This window comes from Mesorhizobium sp. B2-3-10 (assembly GCF_006442275.1).
Lineage (GTDB): Bacteria > Pseudomonadota > Alphaproteobacteria > Rhizobiales > Rhizobiaceae > Mesorhizobium > Mesorhizobium australicum.
In genome coordinates, this window is sequence record NZ_VFVT01000011.1 from 36,947 (window position 1) to 52,734 (window position 15,788).

Annotated in this window: 21 protein-coding genes and 2 tRNA genes; 7 read left to right on the forward strand and 16 right to left on the reverse strand. The window is 63.0% G+C overall.

Annotated elements, in window-relative coordinates; genetic code table 11:
- Positions 1-37: 37 nt before the first annotated feature.
- The 5 genes from FJ943_RS26310 to FJ943_RS26330 all read right to left on the reverse strand — a co-directional run bounded on the left by FJ943_RS26310 (position 38) and on the right by FJ943_RS26330 (position 3,109).
- Entirely contained in the window at positions 38-1,036 is a 999-nt protein-coding gene (locus FJ943_RS26310; protein WP_246671941.1) for a glycosyltransferase family 4 protein, read from the reverse strand.
- 168 nt (positions 1,037-1,204) lie between these two features.
- Positions 1,205-1,993 carry a GGDEF domain-containing protein gene (locus FJ943_RS26315; protein WP_140664753.1) on the reverse strand — a complete coding sequence of 263 codons (789 nt, stop codon included), beginning with the start codon at positions 1,991-1,993 and terminating at the stop codon, positions 1,205-1,207.
- A 200-nt stretch (positions 1,994-2,193) separates the two neighbouring features.
- A complete protein-coding gene (locus tag FJ943_RS26320; RefSeq protein WP_015318427.1) occupies positions 2,194-2,415 on the reverse strand; it encodes a hypothetical protein in 222 nt (73 codons plus the stop codon).
- Positions 2,416-2,682: 267 nt separating this feature from the next.
- Positions 2,683-2,759, reverse strand: a tRNA-Arg gene (locus FJ943_RS26325).
- 44 nt (positions 2,760-2,803) lie between these two features.
- On the reverse strand, positions 2,804-3,109 hold the full coding sequence (locus FJ943_RS26330) for an ETC complex I subunit (protein ID WP_015318428.1): 306 nt from the start codon (positions 3,107-3,109) through the stop codon (positions 2,804-2,806).
- Between the two features lie 124 nt (positions 3,110-3,233).
- Here FJ943_RS26330 and FJ943_RS26335 point away from each other — a divergent pair.
- Both FJ943_RS26335 and FJ943_RS26340 read left to right on the forward strand, forming a co-directional pair.
- Positions 3,234-3,310 (forward strand) — tRNA-Pro (locus FJ943_RS26335).
- Between the two features lie 24 nt (positions 3,311-3,334).
- A complete protein-coding gene (locus FJ943_RS26340) occupies positions 3,335-3,715 on the forward strand; it encodes a hypothetical protein (RefSeq protein WP_224525536.1) in 381 nt (126 codons plus the stop codon).
- Positions 3,716-3,743: 28 nt separating this feature from the next.
- Here FJ943_RS26340 and FJ943_RS26345 read toward each other — a convergent pair whose 3' ends face one another.
- The 5 genes from FJ943_RS26345 to FJ943_RS26365 all read right to left on the reverse strand — a co-directional run bounded on the left by FJ943_RS26345 (position 3,744) and on the right by FJ943_RS26365 (position 7,231).
- Positions 3,744-4,133 carry a type II toxin-antitoxin system VapC family toxin gene (locus tag FJ943_RS26345; RefSeq protein ID WP_140726273.1) on the reverse strand — a complete coding sequence of 130 codons (390 nt, stop codon included), beginning with the start codon at positions 4,131-4,133 and terminating at the stop codon, positions 3,744-3,746.
- Positions 4,130-4,387, reverse strand: coding sequence for a type II toxin-antitoxin system prevent-host-death family antitoxin (locus FJ943_RS26350; protein ID WP_015318431.1), 258 nt, complete (start codon positions 4,385-4,387; stop codon positions 4,130-4,132). Before FJ943_RS26350 ends, FJ943_RS26345 begins: the two co-directional genes overlap by 4 nt.
- A gap of 331 nt (positions 4,388-4,718) precedes the next feature.
- On the reverse strand, positions 4,719-5,423 hold the full coding sequence (gene hdaA, locus FJ943_RS26355; protein WP_140726473.1) for a DnaA regulatory inactivator HdaA: 705 nt from the start codon (positions 5,421-5,423) through the stop codon (positions 4,719-4,721).
- Position 5,424: 1 nt separating this feature from the next.
- Positions 5,425-6,600, reverse strand: coding sequence for an AI-2E family transporter (locus tag FJ943_RS26360; RefSeq protein ID WP_140726476.1), 1,176 nt, complete (start codon positions 6,598-6,600; stop codon positions 5,425-5,427).
- 76 nt (positions 6,601-6,676) lie between these two features.
- Positions 6,677-7,231 (reverse strand): CDP-alcohol phosphatidyltransferase family protein, encoded by a 555-nt coding sequence (locus FJ943_RS26365; RefSeq protein ID WP_015318434.1) that lies wholly within the window; start codon positions 7,229-7,231, stop codon positions 6,677-6,679.
- Positions 7,232-7,440: 209 nt separating this feature from the next.
- On the opposite strand from FJ943_RS26365, the gene purM reads away from it, so the two are divergent.
- The 3 genes from purM to FJ943_RS26380 are packed head-to-tail and all read left to right on the forward strand — an operon-like array spanning position 7,441 to position 9,784.
- Positions 7,441-8,550: a phosphoribosylformylglycinamidine cyclo-ligase gene (gene purM, locus FJ943_RS26370; RefSeq protein WP_140617178.1), complete on the forward strand. Its 1,110-nt coding sequence runs from the start codon at positions 7,441-7,443 to the stop codon at positions 8,548-8,550.
- Entirely contained in the window at positions 8,547-9,260 is a 714-nt protein-coding gene (gene purN, locus FJ943_RS26375) for a phosphoribosylglycinamide formyltransferase (protein WP_015318436.1), read from the forward strand. The genes purM and purN overlap by 4 nt, the downstream gene beginning before the upstream one ends.
- 14 nt (positions 9,261-9,274) lie before the next feature.
- Positions 9,275-9,784 carry a histidine phosphatase family protein gene (locus FJ943_RS26380; protein WP_015318437.1) on the forward strand — a complete coding sequence of 170 codons (510 nt, stop codon included), beginning with the start codon at positions 9,275-9,277 and terminating at the stop codon, positions 9,782-9,784.
- A 50-nt stretch (positions 9,785-9,834) separates the two neighbouring features.
- Here the strand turns inward: FJ943_RS26380 and FJ943_RS26385 are convergent, their stop codons facing one another.
- From FJ943_RS26385 to FJ943_RS26400, 4 genes are all read right to left on the reverse strand, one after another.
- Entirely contained in the window at positions 9,835-10,074 is a 240-nt protein-coding gene (locus FJ943_RS26385) for a DUF680 domain-containing protein (protein ID WP_015318438.1), read from the reverse strand.
- A 205-nt stretch (positions 10,075-10,279) separates the two neighbouring features.
- Positions 10,280-10,513: a DUF680 domain-containing protein gene (locus FJ943_RS26390; RefSeq protein ID WP_015318439.1), complete on the reverse strand. Its 234-nt coding sequence runs from the start codon at positions 10,511-10,513 to the stop codon at positions 10,280-10,282.
- A 442-nt stretch (positions 10,514-10,955) separates the two neighbouring features.
- Positions 10,956-11,183 (reverse strand): DUF680 domain-containing protein, encoded by a 228-nt coding sequence (locus FJ943_RS26395; RefSeq protein ID WP_015318440.1) that lies wholly within the window; start codon positions 11,181-11,183, stop codon positions 10,956-10,958.
- 45 nt (positions 11,184-11,228) lie between these two features.
- Positions 11,229-11,429 carry a DUF680 domain-containing protein gene (locus tag FJ943_RS26400; protein ID WP_015318441.1) on the reverse strand — a complete coding sequence of 67 codons (201 nt, stop codon included), beginning with the start codon at positions 11,427-11,429 and terminating at the stop codon, positions 11,229-11,231.
- 480 nt (positions 11,430-11,909) lie between these two features.
- Between FJ943_RS26400 and FJ943_RS26405 the strand changes: the two genes are divergently transcribed.
- Positions 11,910-12,587 carry a response regulator gene (locus tag FJ943_RS26405; protein ID WP_140726275.1) on the forward strand — a complete coding sequence of 226 codons (678 nt, stop codon included), beginning with the start codon at positions 11,910-11,912 and terminating at the stop codon, positions 12,585-12,587.
- A 12-nt stretch (positions 12,588-12,599) separates the two neighbouring features.
- Positions 12,600-13,952, forward strand: coding sequence for a sensor histidine kinase (locus FJ943_RS26410; RefSeq protein WP_140726277.1), 1,353 nt, complete (start codon positions 12,600-12,602; stop codon positions 13,950-13,952).
- A 45-nt stretch (positions 13,953-13,997) separates the two neighbouring features.
- On the opposite strand, the gene FJ943_RS26415 is transcribed toward FJ943_RS26410, so the two are convergent.
- On the reverse strand, positions 13,998-14,876 hold the full coding sequence (locus FJ943_RS26415; RefSeq protein WP_015318444.1) for an ABC transporter permease: 879 nt from the start codon (positions 14,874-14,876) through the stop codon (positions 13,998-14,000).
- Between the two features lie 14 nt (positions 14,877-14,890).
- Complete coding sequence (locus FJ943_RS26420) at positions 14,891-15,745, reverse strand: ABC transporter ATP-binding protein (RefSeq protein WP_015318445.1); 855 nt, start codon at positions 15,743-15,745, stop codon at positions 14,891-14,893.
- Positions 15,746-15,788 lie beyond the last annotated feature (43 nt).

The following is a 15,788-nucleotide window of genomic DNA, read 5'->3' on the forward strand; positions in this document are numbered from 1 at the left end:
GCCGAGGGTGTCTGGAAAGCCGGACGGCGTGGCGCCGCTAACGCCGATAGAAGTCCAACCGCTGTTGCACCGCCCGCGGCGAAAACAGCTGCTCGACGGTTCGCCGCGCCTTCTGACCCACGGCCAACCGCAGTGCCGGGTCGGCTTTAAGCTCGGCCAGGATCCGTGCTGCCTGTTGCGTCGTTTCGAACAGGAAACCGTTTTCGCCATGCCTGATATGATCGGCGTAGCCGCCATGCGAATGGCAAACGACCGGCAGGCCGCAGGCCATCGCCTCGAACACCACACGGCCGAACGTCTCCACATGCGAGCCGGTGCGATAATAGAAGACGTCGAGCGTCGGCAAAAACTGTTCGGCGGCAAATTCACCCTGCGGCAGGAGCTCGAGTTGCGAATGCGGCGCGAGCCTGTCCTTGAGCGGCATGCCGCCCTGAATCCGCACCGCATCGCCATCGGCCAGCAATGCCTCATAGAGCGCCACATCGTCAGCATGATGCTTGTCCGCCGTATCGCGGCTCAGTCGCCCCACCGTGAACAGACCGTTTGGCCTTACCTGCCGTGGCGAGAAGCGCTCGATGTCGATGGGTGACGGATGCACGACGCCCTCGACCCGCAGCATGCGCTTCTGAAAGTCGGAGATCAGCACCAGTTCGGCACCGGGCCAACCCAGCAGGCGCGGCCTGTGGGTCGTCAGGGCGATGATCTTGGGATGAAAGGTGTTGAAGACATAGATCAGCCGGCGCGGTCGCGGGATCAGATAAGGCCACATCTTGTTGCGCCAATGCGCACCGAGAAAGACATAGGTGCCGCCAGCCGGCACATTGCGTGTTGCCGGCGAGACGCGGCGTATCGGAAATTCCTGCATCAGGTCTTCGGATACGCGCGACGAGGTCGCCCAGAGGCGCACCTGGGGTTCGGCGCTCAACAGCCGATACAACTCCAGGGTTTCGCGCTCACTGCCGCCAAACGGGTTCTGAAAGCCGTTGAATAAGTGGATCATGATCGCGGTGCTTACCGGCCCGGGGCGTTTGGCCATTCAATTCCCTGCATCCGCGGGCCGTGCCGTGCCCGCGAACCGCACGATCGAGGGACTCAAGAAGCAGGAGTGTTTCTGGCGATGCTCCATACATCACTTGCGCGGAGGAAGCACACAGACAGGTATGCGTCAAGGAAGCGGTCGTGCCAGCCGGCTGCGAGGCTGCCCTCAGTGGACGGTGGCGGCGCTGAGCGGAGACACTAGAGCGGCTTCCGCCGGATCGAAGCTGACCTGATCGCGTCCATTCGACTTGGCGGCATAAAGCCGTCTGTCGGCGGCGGAGAATATTGCCTCGTAGGTGGTCGGCCCGCTGAAGCTGGTGCCGCCGATGCTGACGGAAAGCGGACAGGACCGGCCATCCGGCGAAAAGTCCATTTCGCGTATCCGTCGGCGGATGCCTTCGGCAACCAGCCAGGATTGCGAGGGGTCGACGCCGGGAAGGAATACACCGAACTCCTCACCGCCGATCCGGCCGACGATATCGGTGCCACGCAGCTGGCCTTTGATCGCCTGCGCGATCAGTTTGAGCGCCTGGTCGCCGCAATCATGGCCGAGGCGGTCGTTGATCGACTTGAAGTGGTCGGCATCGATGATCAGCAGCGCGCCGGTACGGGTCTCTTCCTGCTTGCGGGTCTGTTCGAGATAGGCCTCGACCAGCATCGAGAAGGCGCCGCGGTTCAGCACCGCCGTCAGGCTGTCCGTCGCGGCAATGACGCTGAGGTCGCGCTGGGCTATCGCCAGTTGGCGGATCTTCCACATCAGGAAAAACAGAAACGAGCCGCCGAGCACCAAGGGCAGCAGAAGGTCGGTCAGCTTAGCGCGCCAGACAGACTCGGGCGAAAGATACGGGAAATTGAACGAATCGACGAAAAACGCCACGGCAATGAAGAATGCCGTGCCGGCGGCGGTGACGGCCATCACCCTGCCCCAGCTGGTGGGCGACAGGTCCAGCTTCATCCCTTTTCACTCCGTTAGCCGTCCCTACTATGACGTGCCAACGCAAACAAAATGATAAGACTTTCCTTTCAATTCGAGATCAGGTGACGACGAGACGAGATCAGGGGCCGGGCGCTGGAGCACGATCGCCCAACAGGCGGCCGTGCCCCAATGGAGGACGCGATTTGCTCACCGGATTTCGGACAAGGGAAATTCCGAAGTCAGCGGCTGGGCGCCGGCCCAACCGCTTCGGCGACGAAGGATGCCGCGATCAGGTCGTCGGCATCCAGTTGCAAGGAACCGTCGCCAGATCCCATGATGGCGGCCACCTTGTGAAAGGTTTTCATTTCATGGCCGGAAATTTCGGCGTCTTGCATTCGGGCCCTGAGATCGGCGATACGCCGCCCCAAGGCAGGGGACGTTCCAATTTCACGTTTCGACATAGCCTTGTTTCTCCTCCCCCAACCCGCGCTTGTTTTGCCCACCCGTTCGCTTGCCCGCATAGTGCCTTTATGAGGCTCCACGAATACAAGGCCCCGAACGCGTAGTCTTGGCCAAGGTTCCAACAGGGCCAGATCACGAAATAATTCCAGAGCCCTGCGCGGGCCGAACTCTGTTCCGGCTTCCGGTAAGCGGCGTGGCAGCACTGGCAGGCAGGGGTAGGATCGCGCCACCGCGTGAGGGCATGCAACATAAGCCATTGAAATTATTGGCGATCCCGACAGGATTCGAACCTGTGACCATCGGCTTAGAAGGCCGGTGCTCTATCCAGCTGAGCTACGGGACCGTCGGCCGGCCAACGGCCGGCTGGATGCTTGGGCCTGCCGCCTTTCAGTGCGTCCAGGGCGTTCTGCGGTCATAGCGGAAATTCTCCGCATAGGAAATCTGGCGGCGCTTGGTCTCTTTCGGTTCCTCGACACGGAAGGCAAGCCCTTCCTTTTCCGCGTAGGCCACCGCTTCTTCGCGCGTGTCGAAGGTGAGCCGGATCTGGCTTCTCATGTCACCCGACGTGGTGTAGCCCATCAAGGGATCGATCTTCTTGCGCATCTCGGGGTCGAATTCCAGCACCCAATGGCCGGTCTTGGCCTTGCCGGACTGCATCGCGGTTTTGGCTGGGCTGAAAATGCGCGCGGACATGGCCACCTCTTTGTTGGCAAGGCGGCATCGCCGCCTCTTCGCCCGTCATTACTGCGCATTGGCAGCGGCGGCAAGGTTTTTGCACTTGCCATGTACCACCGAAATGAATAGGCAACAGACCGTTCGGAGTGTAGCGCAGGCTGGTAGCGCATCTGGTTTGGGACCAGAGGGTCGGGAGTTCGAATCTCTCCACTCCGACCATTTCTCATTTAAAATGCGACACCGATGGCACCGAAGGGGTTTTGGCCCTTATCCGCGTGTCATTATTTCATGCTCGCTTCCATCGGCATTGCTGGCTTAAGCTGCGGCAAACGGGGGTTGGCGGTGCTTGGGATCGATACTTGGATGTCGCTGTTCGGGCCGGCCTATTTCGCCTATGCGGGCGTGACGGTTCCGTTCATGGTGGCATGGGCGATCGCCTGTGCCGCCTTGGCGACGTGGAACAATCGCGAGAGCCGCAGGCACGGCAGGCTCGCACCTGGCATCGTCGCCTCCCGTTCGTGGGCAGCCAGCATCGGGATTTTTGTGCTGGTCGCGGCCTGCTATATCGCCGCGCACTCGGCCGTCTATCTGTTGGTCCGGCATTTCGTCAGAATGTGGCTGTGATTGGTCGCAAGTTCACCGGCCGGCAGTGCTACGTTGAGAGCACACCCTCTATATCGGTTTTCGAAAAATCGGCTCCGACATATAACAGCCGGCAAGCGTGCTCCTTCGCCACCTCGTAGGAGAAACAATCGCCGAAATTGAGCGCGGCCGGATGGCTGCCCTTGCCCCATCGCGCATAGGCTTCGGCGATACGCCGGGCCGAGGCCAGCGTTACCACCACCACCTCGAAACCAAGCCCGTCAATCAGGCTGGACAGCTCGGCGGCGACGCCACGATGGGCCGCGACGATCAGCGCCTCGGCAACGGTGCCGGCGGAGATCAGGAGGTCGTTCTCGGCTGCGAGCGCGGCCATGCAGGCGTCGGCCTGAAGTTCATTCAGGACGATCGCCATAAGCGCCGACGTATCGACCGCGATCATTCTGGCATGCCGTCATCGCCATAAAGGAAGTCCTGGCTGCGGGCAGCGGATGGTCCGGCCTTCATCTTGGCCGCCCCTGCCGCACGCGCCGCTTCCATGAGCGTCCGGCGACCTTCCTTGCCGGGCATTGCCTTGATGGGAACCAGCCGCACGGCCGCATGGCCGTGACGGGTCAGAATGACCTCGTCGCCCGCCTCAGCGCGGCGCACCAGCTCGGTCAGCTGTCCCTTGGCGTCGGTAACGGATACCTGCATCGAATACTCCGCATGGACCATTCTCCGGTCCAAATCTTTCAATCGAGAAATAGACCATCGAGTGGTCTATTTCAAGAGTTTCGACAATGCGGGGGTGGTCCGTGTCGTTGGGATGGATGTCCGCTGCGGCGGCACCCGCTCGACGCATTTTGAACGCAAGCTCGCCGGGCGAGAACCCCAAGCGCCTCATTCCCGGCGAGCCTACAACCTGATTTGGAACGCAATCAGGACCGGGGTCAGCCGGCAAGCTCACGCAGCAAGATGGATGCCAGTCTTGTTTCCCAAAATGGGACTCAGGTCGAGACGGAGGACCGCCGGAACCCTGAAGTCATCAAATCTCGAACTCGCCCTGCCCTTCGTCCATGGCATTGACGGTTTCGGCGGCCAATGCCCTGGTGATCGGCATCTTGCGCTCCAGGGCGGTACGATCCAGGCGCTCCACCACACGCATCGCGGTTGCCAGAGAACGCTCGATGCGCCGCACCAAATACTGCACGACATGCGGCTCGACCTCGACCTGGCGGTCGGCGAACAGCTTGGTGATGACACCGGCGAGCAGGAGATCATCGGGCTCATGGATCTCGACGGTCGCCGCAGCCTTGAGCCGCGATGCAAGATCGGGCAGCGATACACCCCAGGCCGAGGGAAAGCGGCGTGCGGTCAAAAGCAGCGTCGAGCCGGCGCCACGCACCGCATTGATGAGATGGAACAGGCCCAGTTCGTCGACCGCGCGTGCGTCGACATCATCGATCAGGGCCGGGCGGGCACCAAGATTTGCGATGCTGTCGCCAATGCGCCTGGCGTCGACAGTCACCGCCTTGGCGCGCGCACCCCAGATCGAGGCAAGATGCGTCTTGCCGGAGCCGGCTGGGCCCGCCAGCACGACCACCGGTGTTGGCCAATCCGGCCAGCGGTCGACCAGTGCGGCCGCCTGGTTGTTGGTACCGGAGACGACCAGCTCATCACGCGAGTAACCGGTGCCATGGCCGAGATCGAGCGGCAACTGGCGTGGCGGGTCGGTTCGCTGCGCGGTCACTTCAGCGACGCGGTTGCGAGCGGTGGCCGCCGCCGCGATCGGCTGGCAATGCCGGCGCGGGTTCTGTCGCATGGCCTTTGTAGAGCGGCGATTCGAGATAACGGGCGATGGCAAATCGCACCAGCACCGCAACCGCCGCCGAAGCCGGCACGGCAATCAAAAGGCCGACGAAGCCGAACAGCGCGCCGAAGGCGAACAGCGCGAACATCAGCCATACAGGATGCAGGCCGACGCTTTTGCCGACCAGCCTGGGCTGCAGGATGTTGCCTTCGATGAACTGGCCGATGAAGAAGACCACCGCAACCGCGACGATCATCGTCCAGTCCGGCCAGAACTGAACGAAGGCGACGCCGACGGCCAGCACCAGCCCGGTCAATGAGCCGACATAGGGGATGAAGGAGATCAGCCCGGCGAACAGGCCGATGAGGATGGCGAAGTTCAGCCCGGTCAGCGTAAGGCCGGTGGCGTACATGGCGCCCAGCACCAGGCAGAGCGTACCCTGGCCGCGCACGAAGCCAGCGGTGGCGGTGTTGACGTCGCGCGCGATGGCGCGGACCGTGGCGACGTTGTCGCGCGGCACCCAGCTGTCGATGACCGCCACCATGCGGTCCCAGTCGAGCAGCATGTAGAAGGCCACGACCGGCGTCACCACGAACAGGCTGACCACCGAGACCAGCGCCACGCCCGAACTCCAGATCGAAGTGAAAACCGTCGTGAGCAGGCCGAAACCGGAGGTCAGCAGCGAGTTCAGCCCATCGCGCAAGCCATTGGCGTTGACGCCGAATTTCTGTTCCAGCCACTTCGGATCAAAGGAGGTGATCAGGCTCTGCAGCCGGGTCAGGTACTCCGGCAGCTTGCCGGCGAAATCGGCCATCTGTGTCGCCAGCACCGGAATGAGGATGACCAAGGCCAGCACCAGCACGATCAGGAATGTGATGAGGATGACCACCGTCGCCATGAAGCGGCTGAGGCCGAGCCGCTGCAGACGGTCGGCGACCGGATCGAGGAAATAGGCAAGCACCATGCCGGCGACGAAGGGCAGCAGGATGTCGCTGAAGACATAAAGGAAGAGCGCCAGGATCGCGGCACCCGCCAGCCAGAAGAATATCTGGCGCCGGAACGTGGCCGACGCCTCGGCCTCTGCCGCCGTCTCGCCTTCCGGCACGACGACAACCATCTGGCCGTCGTCGGTCTTGCCCAGCGCCGCCTTGCGGGCGGCCGGCTTGCGGGCAGGCCTGCCGTCGATGGGCTTGTCAGCCTGATTTACCGCCTTCGCCATAGCCGCTCATATGCCTCAGCCAAGCCACGAGATAGGCCGCGGCCGAAGCCACGGTCAAGACCCCGGACAGCAATATGAGGCCTGGCCGCAGAGGGTCGAGGTGCACGGCAAAGGCGAGTTCGCCCAGCACAACCGCCGCCAGCACGATCTGGACGGCGGTATTCGCCTTGGAGACCAGGAACGGTTTGATCTCGACCGGATGGGCCATCGCCGTGGACAACAGGACCGCGCAGACGATCAAGGCGTCACGCGACACCATGGTGACGACCAGCCACAGCGGCAACTGACCGATGATGCCCATGACGACGAACACCGAAACCAGCAGCAGCTTGTCGGCGATCGGATCGAGATAGGCGCCGAACCTGGACTGCTGGTTGAAGCGGCGGGCGATGAAGCCGTCGACGCCGTCGGAAATGCCGGCAACGACGAAGCCGGCAAAGGCCCAGTCCCAACGCGCCTGCAGCATGGCCAACACCACGGCAGGCACCAGGACAACGCGCAGCATGGTGATCAGGTTGGGGATGGTCAACGCATTGTCCCGCCGTATTATGCGTTGAGATAGATGAGGGAGATGGAGGGCCGAGGCAAGGGAGAGCCGGCTGGGCCAGCCGCAAGCACTGAGTGCGATGCCCCCGGCTATCCACGCTTTTGTCGGCCAAACGAAGCCCGGTTCGGCCGTTATCCTTGCGGACCGAAACCGTTCATGCGAAGAGCCCGCAAACGAGCAGGAACATTGCGATGAGCAAGCGCGAAACCGGCCAGCATAAAACGGGCCAGAACAAAACGGCCAAGCGCGGAAACGGGCTCACCTATGCGCAGGCGGGCGTCGATATCGATGCCGGCAACCTCATGGTAGAGAAGATCAAGCCGCTGGTGCGCGCGACGCGCCGGCCGGGCGCGGATGGCGAGATCGGCGGCTTCGGCGGCCTGTTCGATCTGAAAGCGGCCGGTTTCACCGATCCGGTCCTGGTAGCAGCCAATGACGGCGTCGGCACCAAGCTCAAGATCGCCATCGAGGCGGGAAAACACGACACGATCGGCATCGACCTTGTCGCCATGTGCGTCAACGACATCGTCGTGCAGGGCGCCGAACCGCTGTTCTTCCTCGACTATTTCGCCACCGGCAAACTCGATCCCGATCAGGGTGCCGCGATTGTCGGCGGCATCGCACAGGGCTGCCGTCAGGCCGGCTGCGCGCTGATCGGCGGCGAGACGGCGGAAATGCCGGGCATGTATCACGGCAAGGACTATGACCTTGCTGGCTTTGCCGTGGGTGCGGCCGAACGCGGCCAGCTCCTGCCCACCGACGACATCGTCGAGGGCGACGTGCTGCTCGGGCTGGCGTCTTCCGGCCTGCATTCGAATGGTTTCTCGCTGGTGCGCCGCATCGTCGCCGCCAGCGGTCTGGCGTGGAACGATCCAGCACCGTTCAACGACGAGGCGACGCTTGCCGAGGCACTGCTCGAACCCACCCGCATCTACGTCAAGTCGATCCTCAAGGCGATCCGCAACACGCATGGCATCAAGGCGCTGGCGCACATCACCGGCGGCGGTTTTCCGGAAAACATTCCGCGCGTGCTGCCCAAGGACTTTTCCGCCGAACTTGACCTCAATGCCATCGACGTGCCGCCGGTGTTTTCCTGGCTGGCCAAGACAGGCGGCGTGGCGCCGGAGGAGATGATGCGAACTTTCAATTGCGGCATCGGCATGATTTTGGCTGTCGCTTCCGGTCAGGCGGCGCAGGTCGCGGCCGTGCTGCAGGAAGCCGGCGAGACGGTGACGCCGATCGGCCGCATCGTGCCGCGTCGCGACGCCGGCGTCATCTATCGGGGTTCGATCGGCCTATGAGCACGCAGAGAAAACGCACCGTTGTCCTGATTTCGGGGCGCGGCTCCAACATGACCGCGCTGATCGCGGCGGCCAGCGATCCGGCCTTCCCGGCCGAGATTGCCGGCGTCATTTCCGACAAGGCGGACGCCGCCGGCCTCGGCATCGCCAGGGCACGCGGCATCGCCACCCAGGTGATTTCCCGCGCCGACCATGGCAGCAAGCAGGCGCATGACGCGGCGATCGACGCGGCACTTGCGGCCTTCAACGCCGACATCGTGGCGCTGGCCGGCTATATGCGCATCCTGACCCCCGGCTTTGTCCAGAAATGGCAGGGCCGCATGATCAACATCCACCCTGCCCTGCTGCCGGCCTTCAAGGGGCTCGACACCCATGCGCGCGCGTTGGCCGCCGGCATCCGCATCCATGGCTGCACGGTGCATTTCGTCACGTCCGAGATGGATGATGGCCCGATCATCGCGCAAGCGGCCGTGCCGGTGATGGTCGGCGACAATGCCGATACGCTGGCCGCGCGCGTGCTCAAGGCAGAGCACCGGCTCTACCCGCTGGCGCTTGGACTGGTCGCCGAAGGCAAGGCACGCATGGAGGCCGGGCATACGGTTCTTGCCCACTTCGCCGACGATGCCGACAACGGCACCTCGGTGGTGATGGCGCCCGATCCGCTGCGCGAGGAAGCCGACCTCGAGCACCTGGCGCGGATCACGCCCTGAGCGAGAGCGCAGCGATGAAACAGCTGCTCCTGCTGCGTCACGCCAAATCGAGTTGGGACGACCCTGACCTCGACGATTTCGACCGACCGCTGGCGGAACGTGGGTTGAAGGCGGCCCGGCTGATCGGCCGCGAGCTTGGAGCGCGCAACTGGCTGCCGGATCAGGCGCTGGTGTCGCCGGCGCTGCGCACCCGCGATACCTGGCGGCTGGTGGCGGCGGAACTGCCAGTGCATCCCCGGGTCGCGTTTGCCGAGGCGCTCTACGATGCCGCAGCGGCGGATATTCTGGGTCAGCTACGCAAAGCGGACCCTTCGACCAGCTGCCTGCTGGTTCTCGGCCACAATCCGGGCCTTGAGGAGCTGGCAAAACAGCTTGCCGGACCGGGATCGGAGGCGAAGGCGCGCAAGAGGCTCGAGGAAAAGTTTCCGACAGCAGCCCTCGCGCGCTTCGTCCTTGAAGACGATTGGTCCGGGGTGTCGGCCGCCAGGCTGACACATTGCTTGCGGCCGAAGGATCTGAGCTAGAAGTCTAATGTCCGCGGGTGCGGCAGATCAGACCCGCCGCAGCCGCGACATCAGTTACCCCAGATGCCCTGGCCAGGCTCGGGCCAGTCGGTGGCTGGCTTCATCTTGGTGTCGGCGGTCTTGTGTTTGATCATATCCGTGTCGTTGACGGCGCCCGTGGCGGCGTGATCCACGCCGGCGACCGGGGCGACCGGCTGGTTGGCATTGTCGGAGCCATAGTGGTCGCTGCCGGCGAATGCACCCCCGGCTGCGACAAGAATAGCGGCGGTAGCGAGAGCAAGTCTGTTCATTTCAATCTCCTGTTCATCCGTTGGGCGGCGTCTTGGGAGGACGGTTCCGCTGAGGAGAAGACCAGAAGCAGCCTGGTTTTATTCCTGGACGTGAGATGTTTCTGCCGACTGGTAAGATCGGCGGCCTTCGGTCTGAACCTCAAAACAAGAGCGGCGGGCCAGGCCCACCGCTCTTTGTCGTCAAGCCAGGCGAGGCCGGCGTGGATCAGTTGCCCCAGTTGCCCTGGCCGGGATCAGGCTGATTGGAATCGGGCGTCAGCTTGAAACCGCGGTGTTCGACCGGCTTGCGGATCGAAGCCGTATAGCTGTGGTCGATTTTACCCGCGGGCGCGGTGACCGCCGGCTGATTGACATTGTCAGAGCCATAATTGTCGCTGCCGGCGAAGGCGCCGCCCGTGGCAACGAGAATGGCGGCGGCGGTAAGTGCGATCCTGTTCATTTCTTTACTCCGATAGGTCTGGTCTGTCCGTCAAGTGGCGTGCCTTTGGGAGGAATTTCGCGTCGCTCGGACCAGCTGAAAGTGGGTTTTTCGTTCGTCGGCTTCCAATCACGAAGATGTTCCTTCACGGCCCGATTTCGGACATCGAGGCTGGGGCACGGATTCGGCAGAAGTGTTTTTTATCAACGCTATCAGTCTCTTGTTGCGCAACTCACGGAGTATCACGCTTTGTTTCGCCGAGGGGGCGTTCGCCGGGCGTTCACGGAGCGTCAACATTAATTGAACCGATTGGTTCGATCCGTGATCGGCGCGCTGGCCGGCACTTGTTCGACGGCTATCCGGCACGACTGAACCCGACTGGCTCGCCTGATTCCATTTGTCACAAAACAAGAGCGGCGGGCCAGGCCCACCGCTCTTTGTAGTCACGCGATGCTAGAAGGGATTAGCGGCCCCAGATGCCCTGGCCCGACTGAGCCGGAACGTTGGCATTGGCATCGGCCTGCGCCTTGTCCGCCTTCAGGATCGAACCGGTGTGGAAGGTGTCGACGTTGGAGGTCGACTGGCTGGCAACCGGCTGGTTGGCGTTGTCGGAACCGTAGTTGTCGCTGCCGGCAAAAGCGGTGCCAGTGGCAACGAGGATGGCAGCGGCGGTGAGTGCGATCTTGGTCATTTCAAGTACTCCTGAATTCAAAGTTGGATGGATTGGCAGTCGCGATTAGCGGCCGAAGAGGTTGCGGTCAGCGCCCTGCGGAGCCTGGACCGACGCGGCCGTCGACTTCGAGGTCGAAGCAGTGACCGAATGGTCGACAGTGGCGGCAGGCTGGTTGGCGTTGGCCGAGCCATAATTGTCGCTGCCGGCAAAAGCAGTGCCCGTGGCAACGAGGATGGCGGCGGCGGTAAGAGCGATCTTGGTCATTTTATTTACTCCAGAATTTCTTTGTTCTGTCCGTCTAGTGGCGTGCCCTTGGGAGGATTTCGCGTCGCTCGGACCACCTCCAGATGGGGAAGGCCTTTTGGAATTACCAGTCGCGTCGGTTTTGCAGTATTTCATCATATTATGGACAATGCATATTGCATTGCAGCATTTTCAGCCTGAATTCTCAAACATTTTCAGGAGATTAGCGTTTCTCCCGCAGACGCAAACACCGACCGACTCACGCCTATTGTTCACTGTTTATGATACAATCCGTCAACCAGAACCGAACCGTTCGGTTCGATTTATATTTCAAACGAGGCATCTAGCCCGCGAAAAACCATCGCCGGCCGCAGCCAAGCCGCATTTGCCTTGCGTTGCGATCGATACTATCGATCATCCGGGTTCCGATTGCCGAATGGGATCGTCGATCGAGCCTTGGTGGCCGTTGAGACCGAAGTGGATGCTGGAACGGCAATAGACATGCGATTGCTGCTTGTGGAGGACAATCGCGAACTGGCGGACTGGCTAGGCAAGACCTTGCGCCAGGCGAATTATGTCGTTGACATCGTCCATGACGGCGAGGATGTCGAGCACGCGCTTGCCGCCGGCGACCACGCGCTTGTCATTCTCGACCTTGCGTTGCCCCGCATGGGCGGACTGGAAGTGCTGCGCATGCTGCGAGCCCGCGGCAACCGGGTGCCGGTGATCGTACTGACTGCCAATGCCAGCCTCGATGGCCGGGTCAAAGGCCTCAACGAAGGCGCCGACGACTATCTGGCGAAGCCCTTCCAGGTAGAGGAACTCGAAGCGCGCATCCGCGTCCAACTGCGCCGCGCCAATGACCGGACGGCACCGGTCGTTGCCTGCGGCGACCTCGTCTTCGACACCAACACCAGGCTGTTTTCGCTCGGCGGTGAAACACTGGCCCTGACACCACGCGAACATGCCGTACTTGAACAATTGATGATCAAGGCGGGACGCACGGTAAGCAAGGCCGCCCTGTCGGCGGCGATCTACGATTTCGAGACCGACGCCGATCCAAGCGCCATCGAGATCTATGTGCACCGTGTGCGCAAGAAGCTCGAGGGGTCGCGGGTCCAGATCACCACTTTGCGTGGCCTCGGCTATCTCTTGCGCCATGAGGATCTGGCGCCATGATGATTTGGCGCTATGAAGACTAACAGCCTGCGTCTGCAATTGCTGGCCTGGGTCGTGCTCCCCCTGGCCGGGCTTGCGACCATCAATCTGTGGACCAGCCAGCGCAACGCGCTGGCGACCGCCGATCTGGTCACCGACCGCATGCTGGTCGGCTCGGCCCGCGCCATCGCCGAGCAGGTCGCCATGGCCGATGGCGTACTCGATGCCACCATCCCGCCGGCGGCGATCGAGATGTTCGATACCGGCGATCGCGACAGCGTCTACTATCGCGTCGAGACCGCCGGAGGACGGTTGCTGACCGGTTACCCCGATTTGCCGCAAGCGCCGCGGCATGCGAGCGCCGAGGCGAGCTATCGCGACCATATGTTGCGGCTCTTGACGCTCAGCCACGCGGTGATCGGCGCCGGCGGCGATTCCCCCATAACGGTCACCGTGGGCATAACGCTCTCCGGGCATGATGCGATGGTGAAGCGGCTGTGGTTCAGCGCCTTCGTCCAGCAACTGGCGCTGGTGGCGATCGCCGGCGTGTTCGTGCTGCTTGGCCTGCGCCGCGGCCTGGCGCCATTGATGAGCCTGCGCGACGCGGTGCGTTCGCCAAACCGAAGCGACCTCGATCCGGTTGACGTGCCGGGCGCGCAGAGCGAAATCCGGCCTCTGATAGAGGCGCTCAACGCCTACATGGAACGGGTGCGCGCGCAGATGGGAGCGCAGCGCCGTTTCATCGCCAATGCCGCACATCAATTGCGCACGCCGCTGGCACTGCTATCGACGCAGGCAAGCTATGCGCTACGCGAAACCGCCACCGATGCGCGCCAGGAAGCGCTGGTGGCGCTGCAGGCCAGCTCCGGCAAGCTGGCGCGGCTGGCCGAACAATTGCTCACCCTGTCGCGTGCTGAGCCTGGCAGCCGGCGGCCACGCGCCGATCGCATCGACCTGACAGAAGCCGCCCGCCATGTACTGGAAACGCAGGCGCCCGCGGCGATCGCCCGCAAGATCGATCTCGGGCTGGAGGAAACAGGGCCGGTTGCAGTCATTGGCGACGGCACCATGCTGCGCGAGATGATCGTCAATCTTGTCGACAACGCGCTGCGTTACTCGACGGCAGGCGCCAGCGTGACGGTGAAGCTGGCCGCCATCGATAGCGAAGCCGTGTTGACGGTAGCCGATGACGGACCCGGCATCCCGGCCGAAGAGCGGGATCACGTGTTCGAGCGCTTTTATCGCATCGCCGGTTCGACCGAGGAAGGCAGCGGCCTGGGCCTCGCCATCGTGCGCGAGGTTGTCGAGAATGCCGGCGGCCGCGTCACCCTCGGGGATGGCGCGGCCGGCGGTCTGGTGGTCGAGGTCAGGTTGCCCCTGGCCTGAACCGACCCGCACCAAGCGCGGGCTCGTACTGTCCTCGGAACAAAATCAGGTGCCCTGCTCGTTGAACGGCGCCGGCCGCCACTTGACGACATAGTTCTCGAAGCGGGTGATGATGAATTCCACCACCAGCGCCATAACCGCCAGGATGATCATGGCGGCGAAGACGCCATTGGCGTTGAAGGCGCCCTGCGCGGTCGAGATCAGCAGGCCCATGCCTTGCTTGGCGCCGAGGAATTCGCCGACCACGGCGCCGACCAAGGCAAAGCCGAAGCTGACATGCAGGCTGGCCAGGATCCAGCTCATCGCCGACGGGATAATGACGGTGCGGGTGATCTGGAACGGCGAGGCACCGAGGATCTGGGCGTTGGCGATCATCGCCCTGTCGGCCTCGCGAACCCCCTGGAAGGCGTTGGCGAAAACGACGAAGAACACCATCACCACGGCGAGCGCCACTTTCGAGGCCATGCCGAGGCCGAGCGCGATGATGAAGACAGAGCCGAGCACGACGCGCGGCACGGAATTGGCGATCTTGATGTAGATCGAAAAGACATCGGCCAGCAGCCGGTTGCGGCCGAGAATGATGCCGGCGGCGATGCCGCCCAGTGCGCCGATGGCGAAGCCGAGGAAGGTTTCCTCCAGCGTCACATAGATCTGCAGCCAGAGCGGTCCCTGCGAGGTGCCCTCGGTGATCCAGGACCAGATCTGTTCCCAGATGCCCGAGGGGCTGGCGAAGAAGAACGGGTCGATGATGTTATAGTCGGCGCCGAGTTCCCACAGGCCAAGGAACGCAACGAGGATAGCCAGGCGCAGGCCGATGACCAAAGCATGGCGGCGGCGCAGCCGGGCCCTCGCCCGGGCCTCGGCAACGGCAATGGAGGCATCGCGGACGGCGGCATGGGAAGCGGTGGGAGAGATAGCGGTCATGTTGGTGTCTCCTCTCAATGCCCGCTCTGCAAGGTGCGGCTCTGGCCGAGCTGCACTTCTTCGCGCAGGTCGTTCCAGATCACCTTGGCGATCTCGACGAATTTCGGGTCGTAACGGATGTCGGCCATGACACGCGGACGCGGCAGGTCGATGCGGTAGACGCTCTTGACCGTTCCCGGCCCGGCGGTGAGCACATAGACCTTGTCGGCCAGGGCCACCGCCTCCTCCAGATCGTGGGTGACGAAGACGACGGAGGATTTCTGTTCCGACCACAGGCCGAGCAATTCGTCCTGCATGGCCGTGCGCGTCTGCATGTCGAGCGCACTGAACGGCTCGTCCATAAGCAGAATCTTCGGCTGGTTGATGAAGGTCTGGGCAAGGGCGACGCGCTTGCGCATGCCGCCCGAAAGCTGGTGCGGATAATGTTTTTCGAAGCGGCCGAGGCCGACGCGGGCGATCCAGTCGCGGGCCCGATCATAGGCCTGCGCCTTGGGGATCCCGCGATAAAGCGGACCGGCGGCGACATTGTCGATGACGCTTCGCCAGGGAAAAAGCGCATCGGCCTGGAAGACGAAACCGATGTCGCGGCTGATATCGGTGACCGGTTTGCCCATGACGCGGACATGACCTGTGGTCGGCCGCAGCAGGCCGGTGACGAGGTTGAGCGTCGTCGACTTGCCGCAGCCGGTCGGCCCGACGACGCAGGCGAATTCGCCACGCGCCACCGTCATGGTGAAGTCGCGGATCGCCGTCATCATATGGCCGTCGGGCGTGACGAAGCGTAGCGTCACATCATCGATGGCGATCGCGGCATCGGCCGGCGGCGCGGCCTGAGACAACTTCTCAGCCGCCATCGTTTGCACTTGCATGGCATACTCCTGTGGCGATGATGCGAGAATGCCTGCGGCCAAA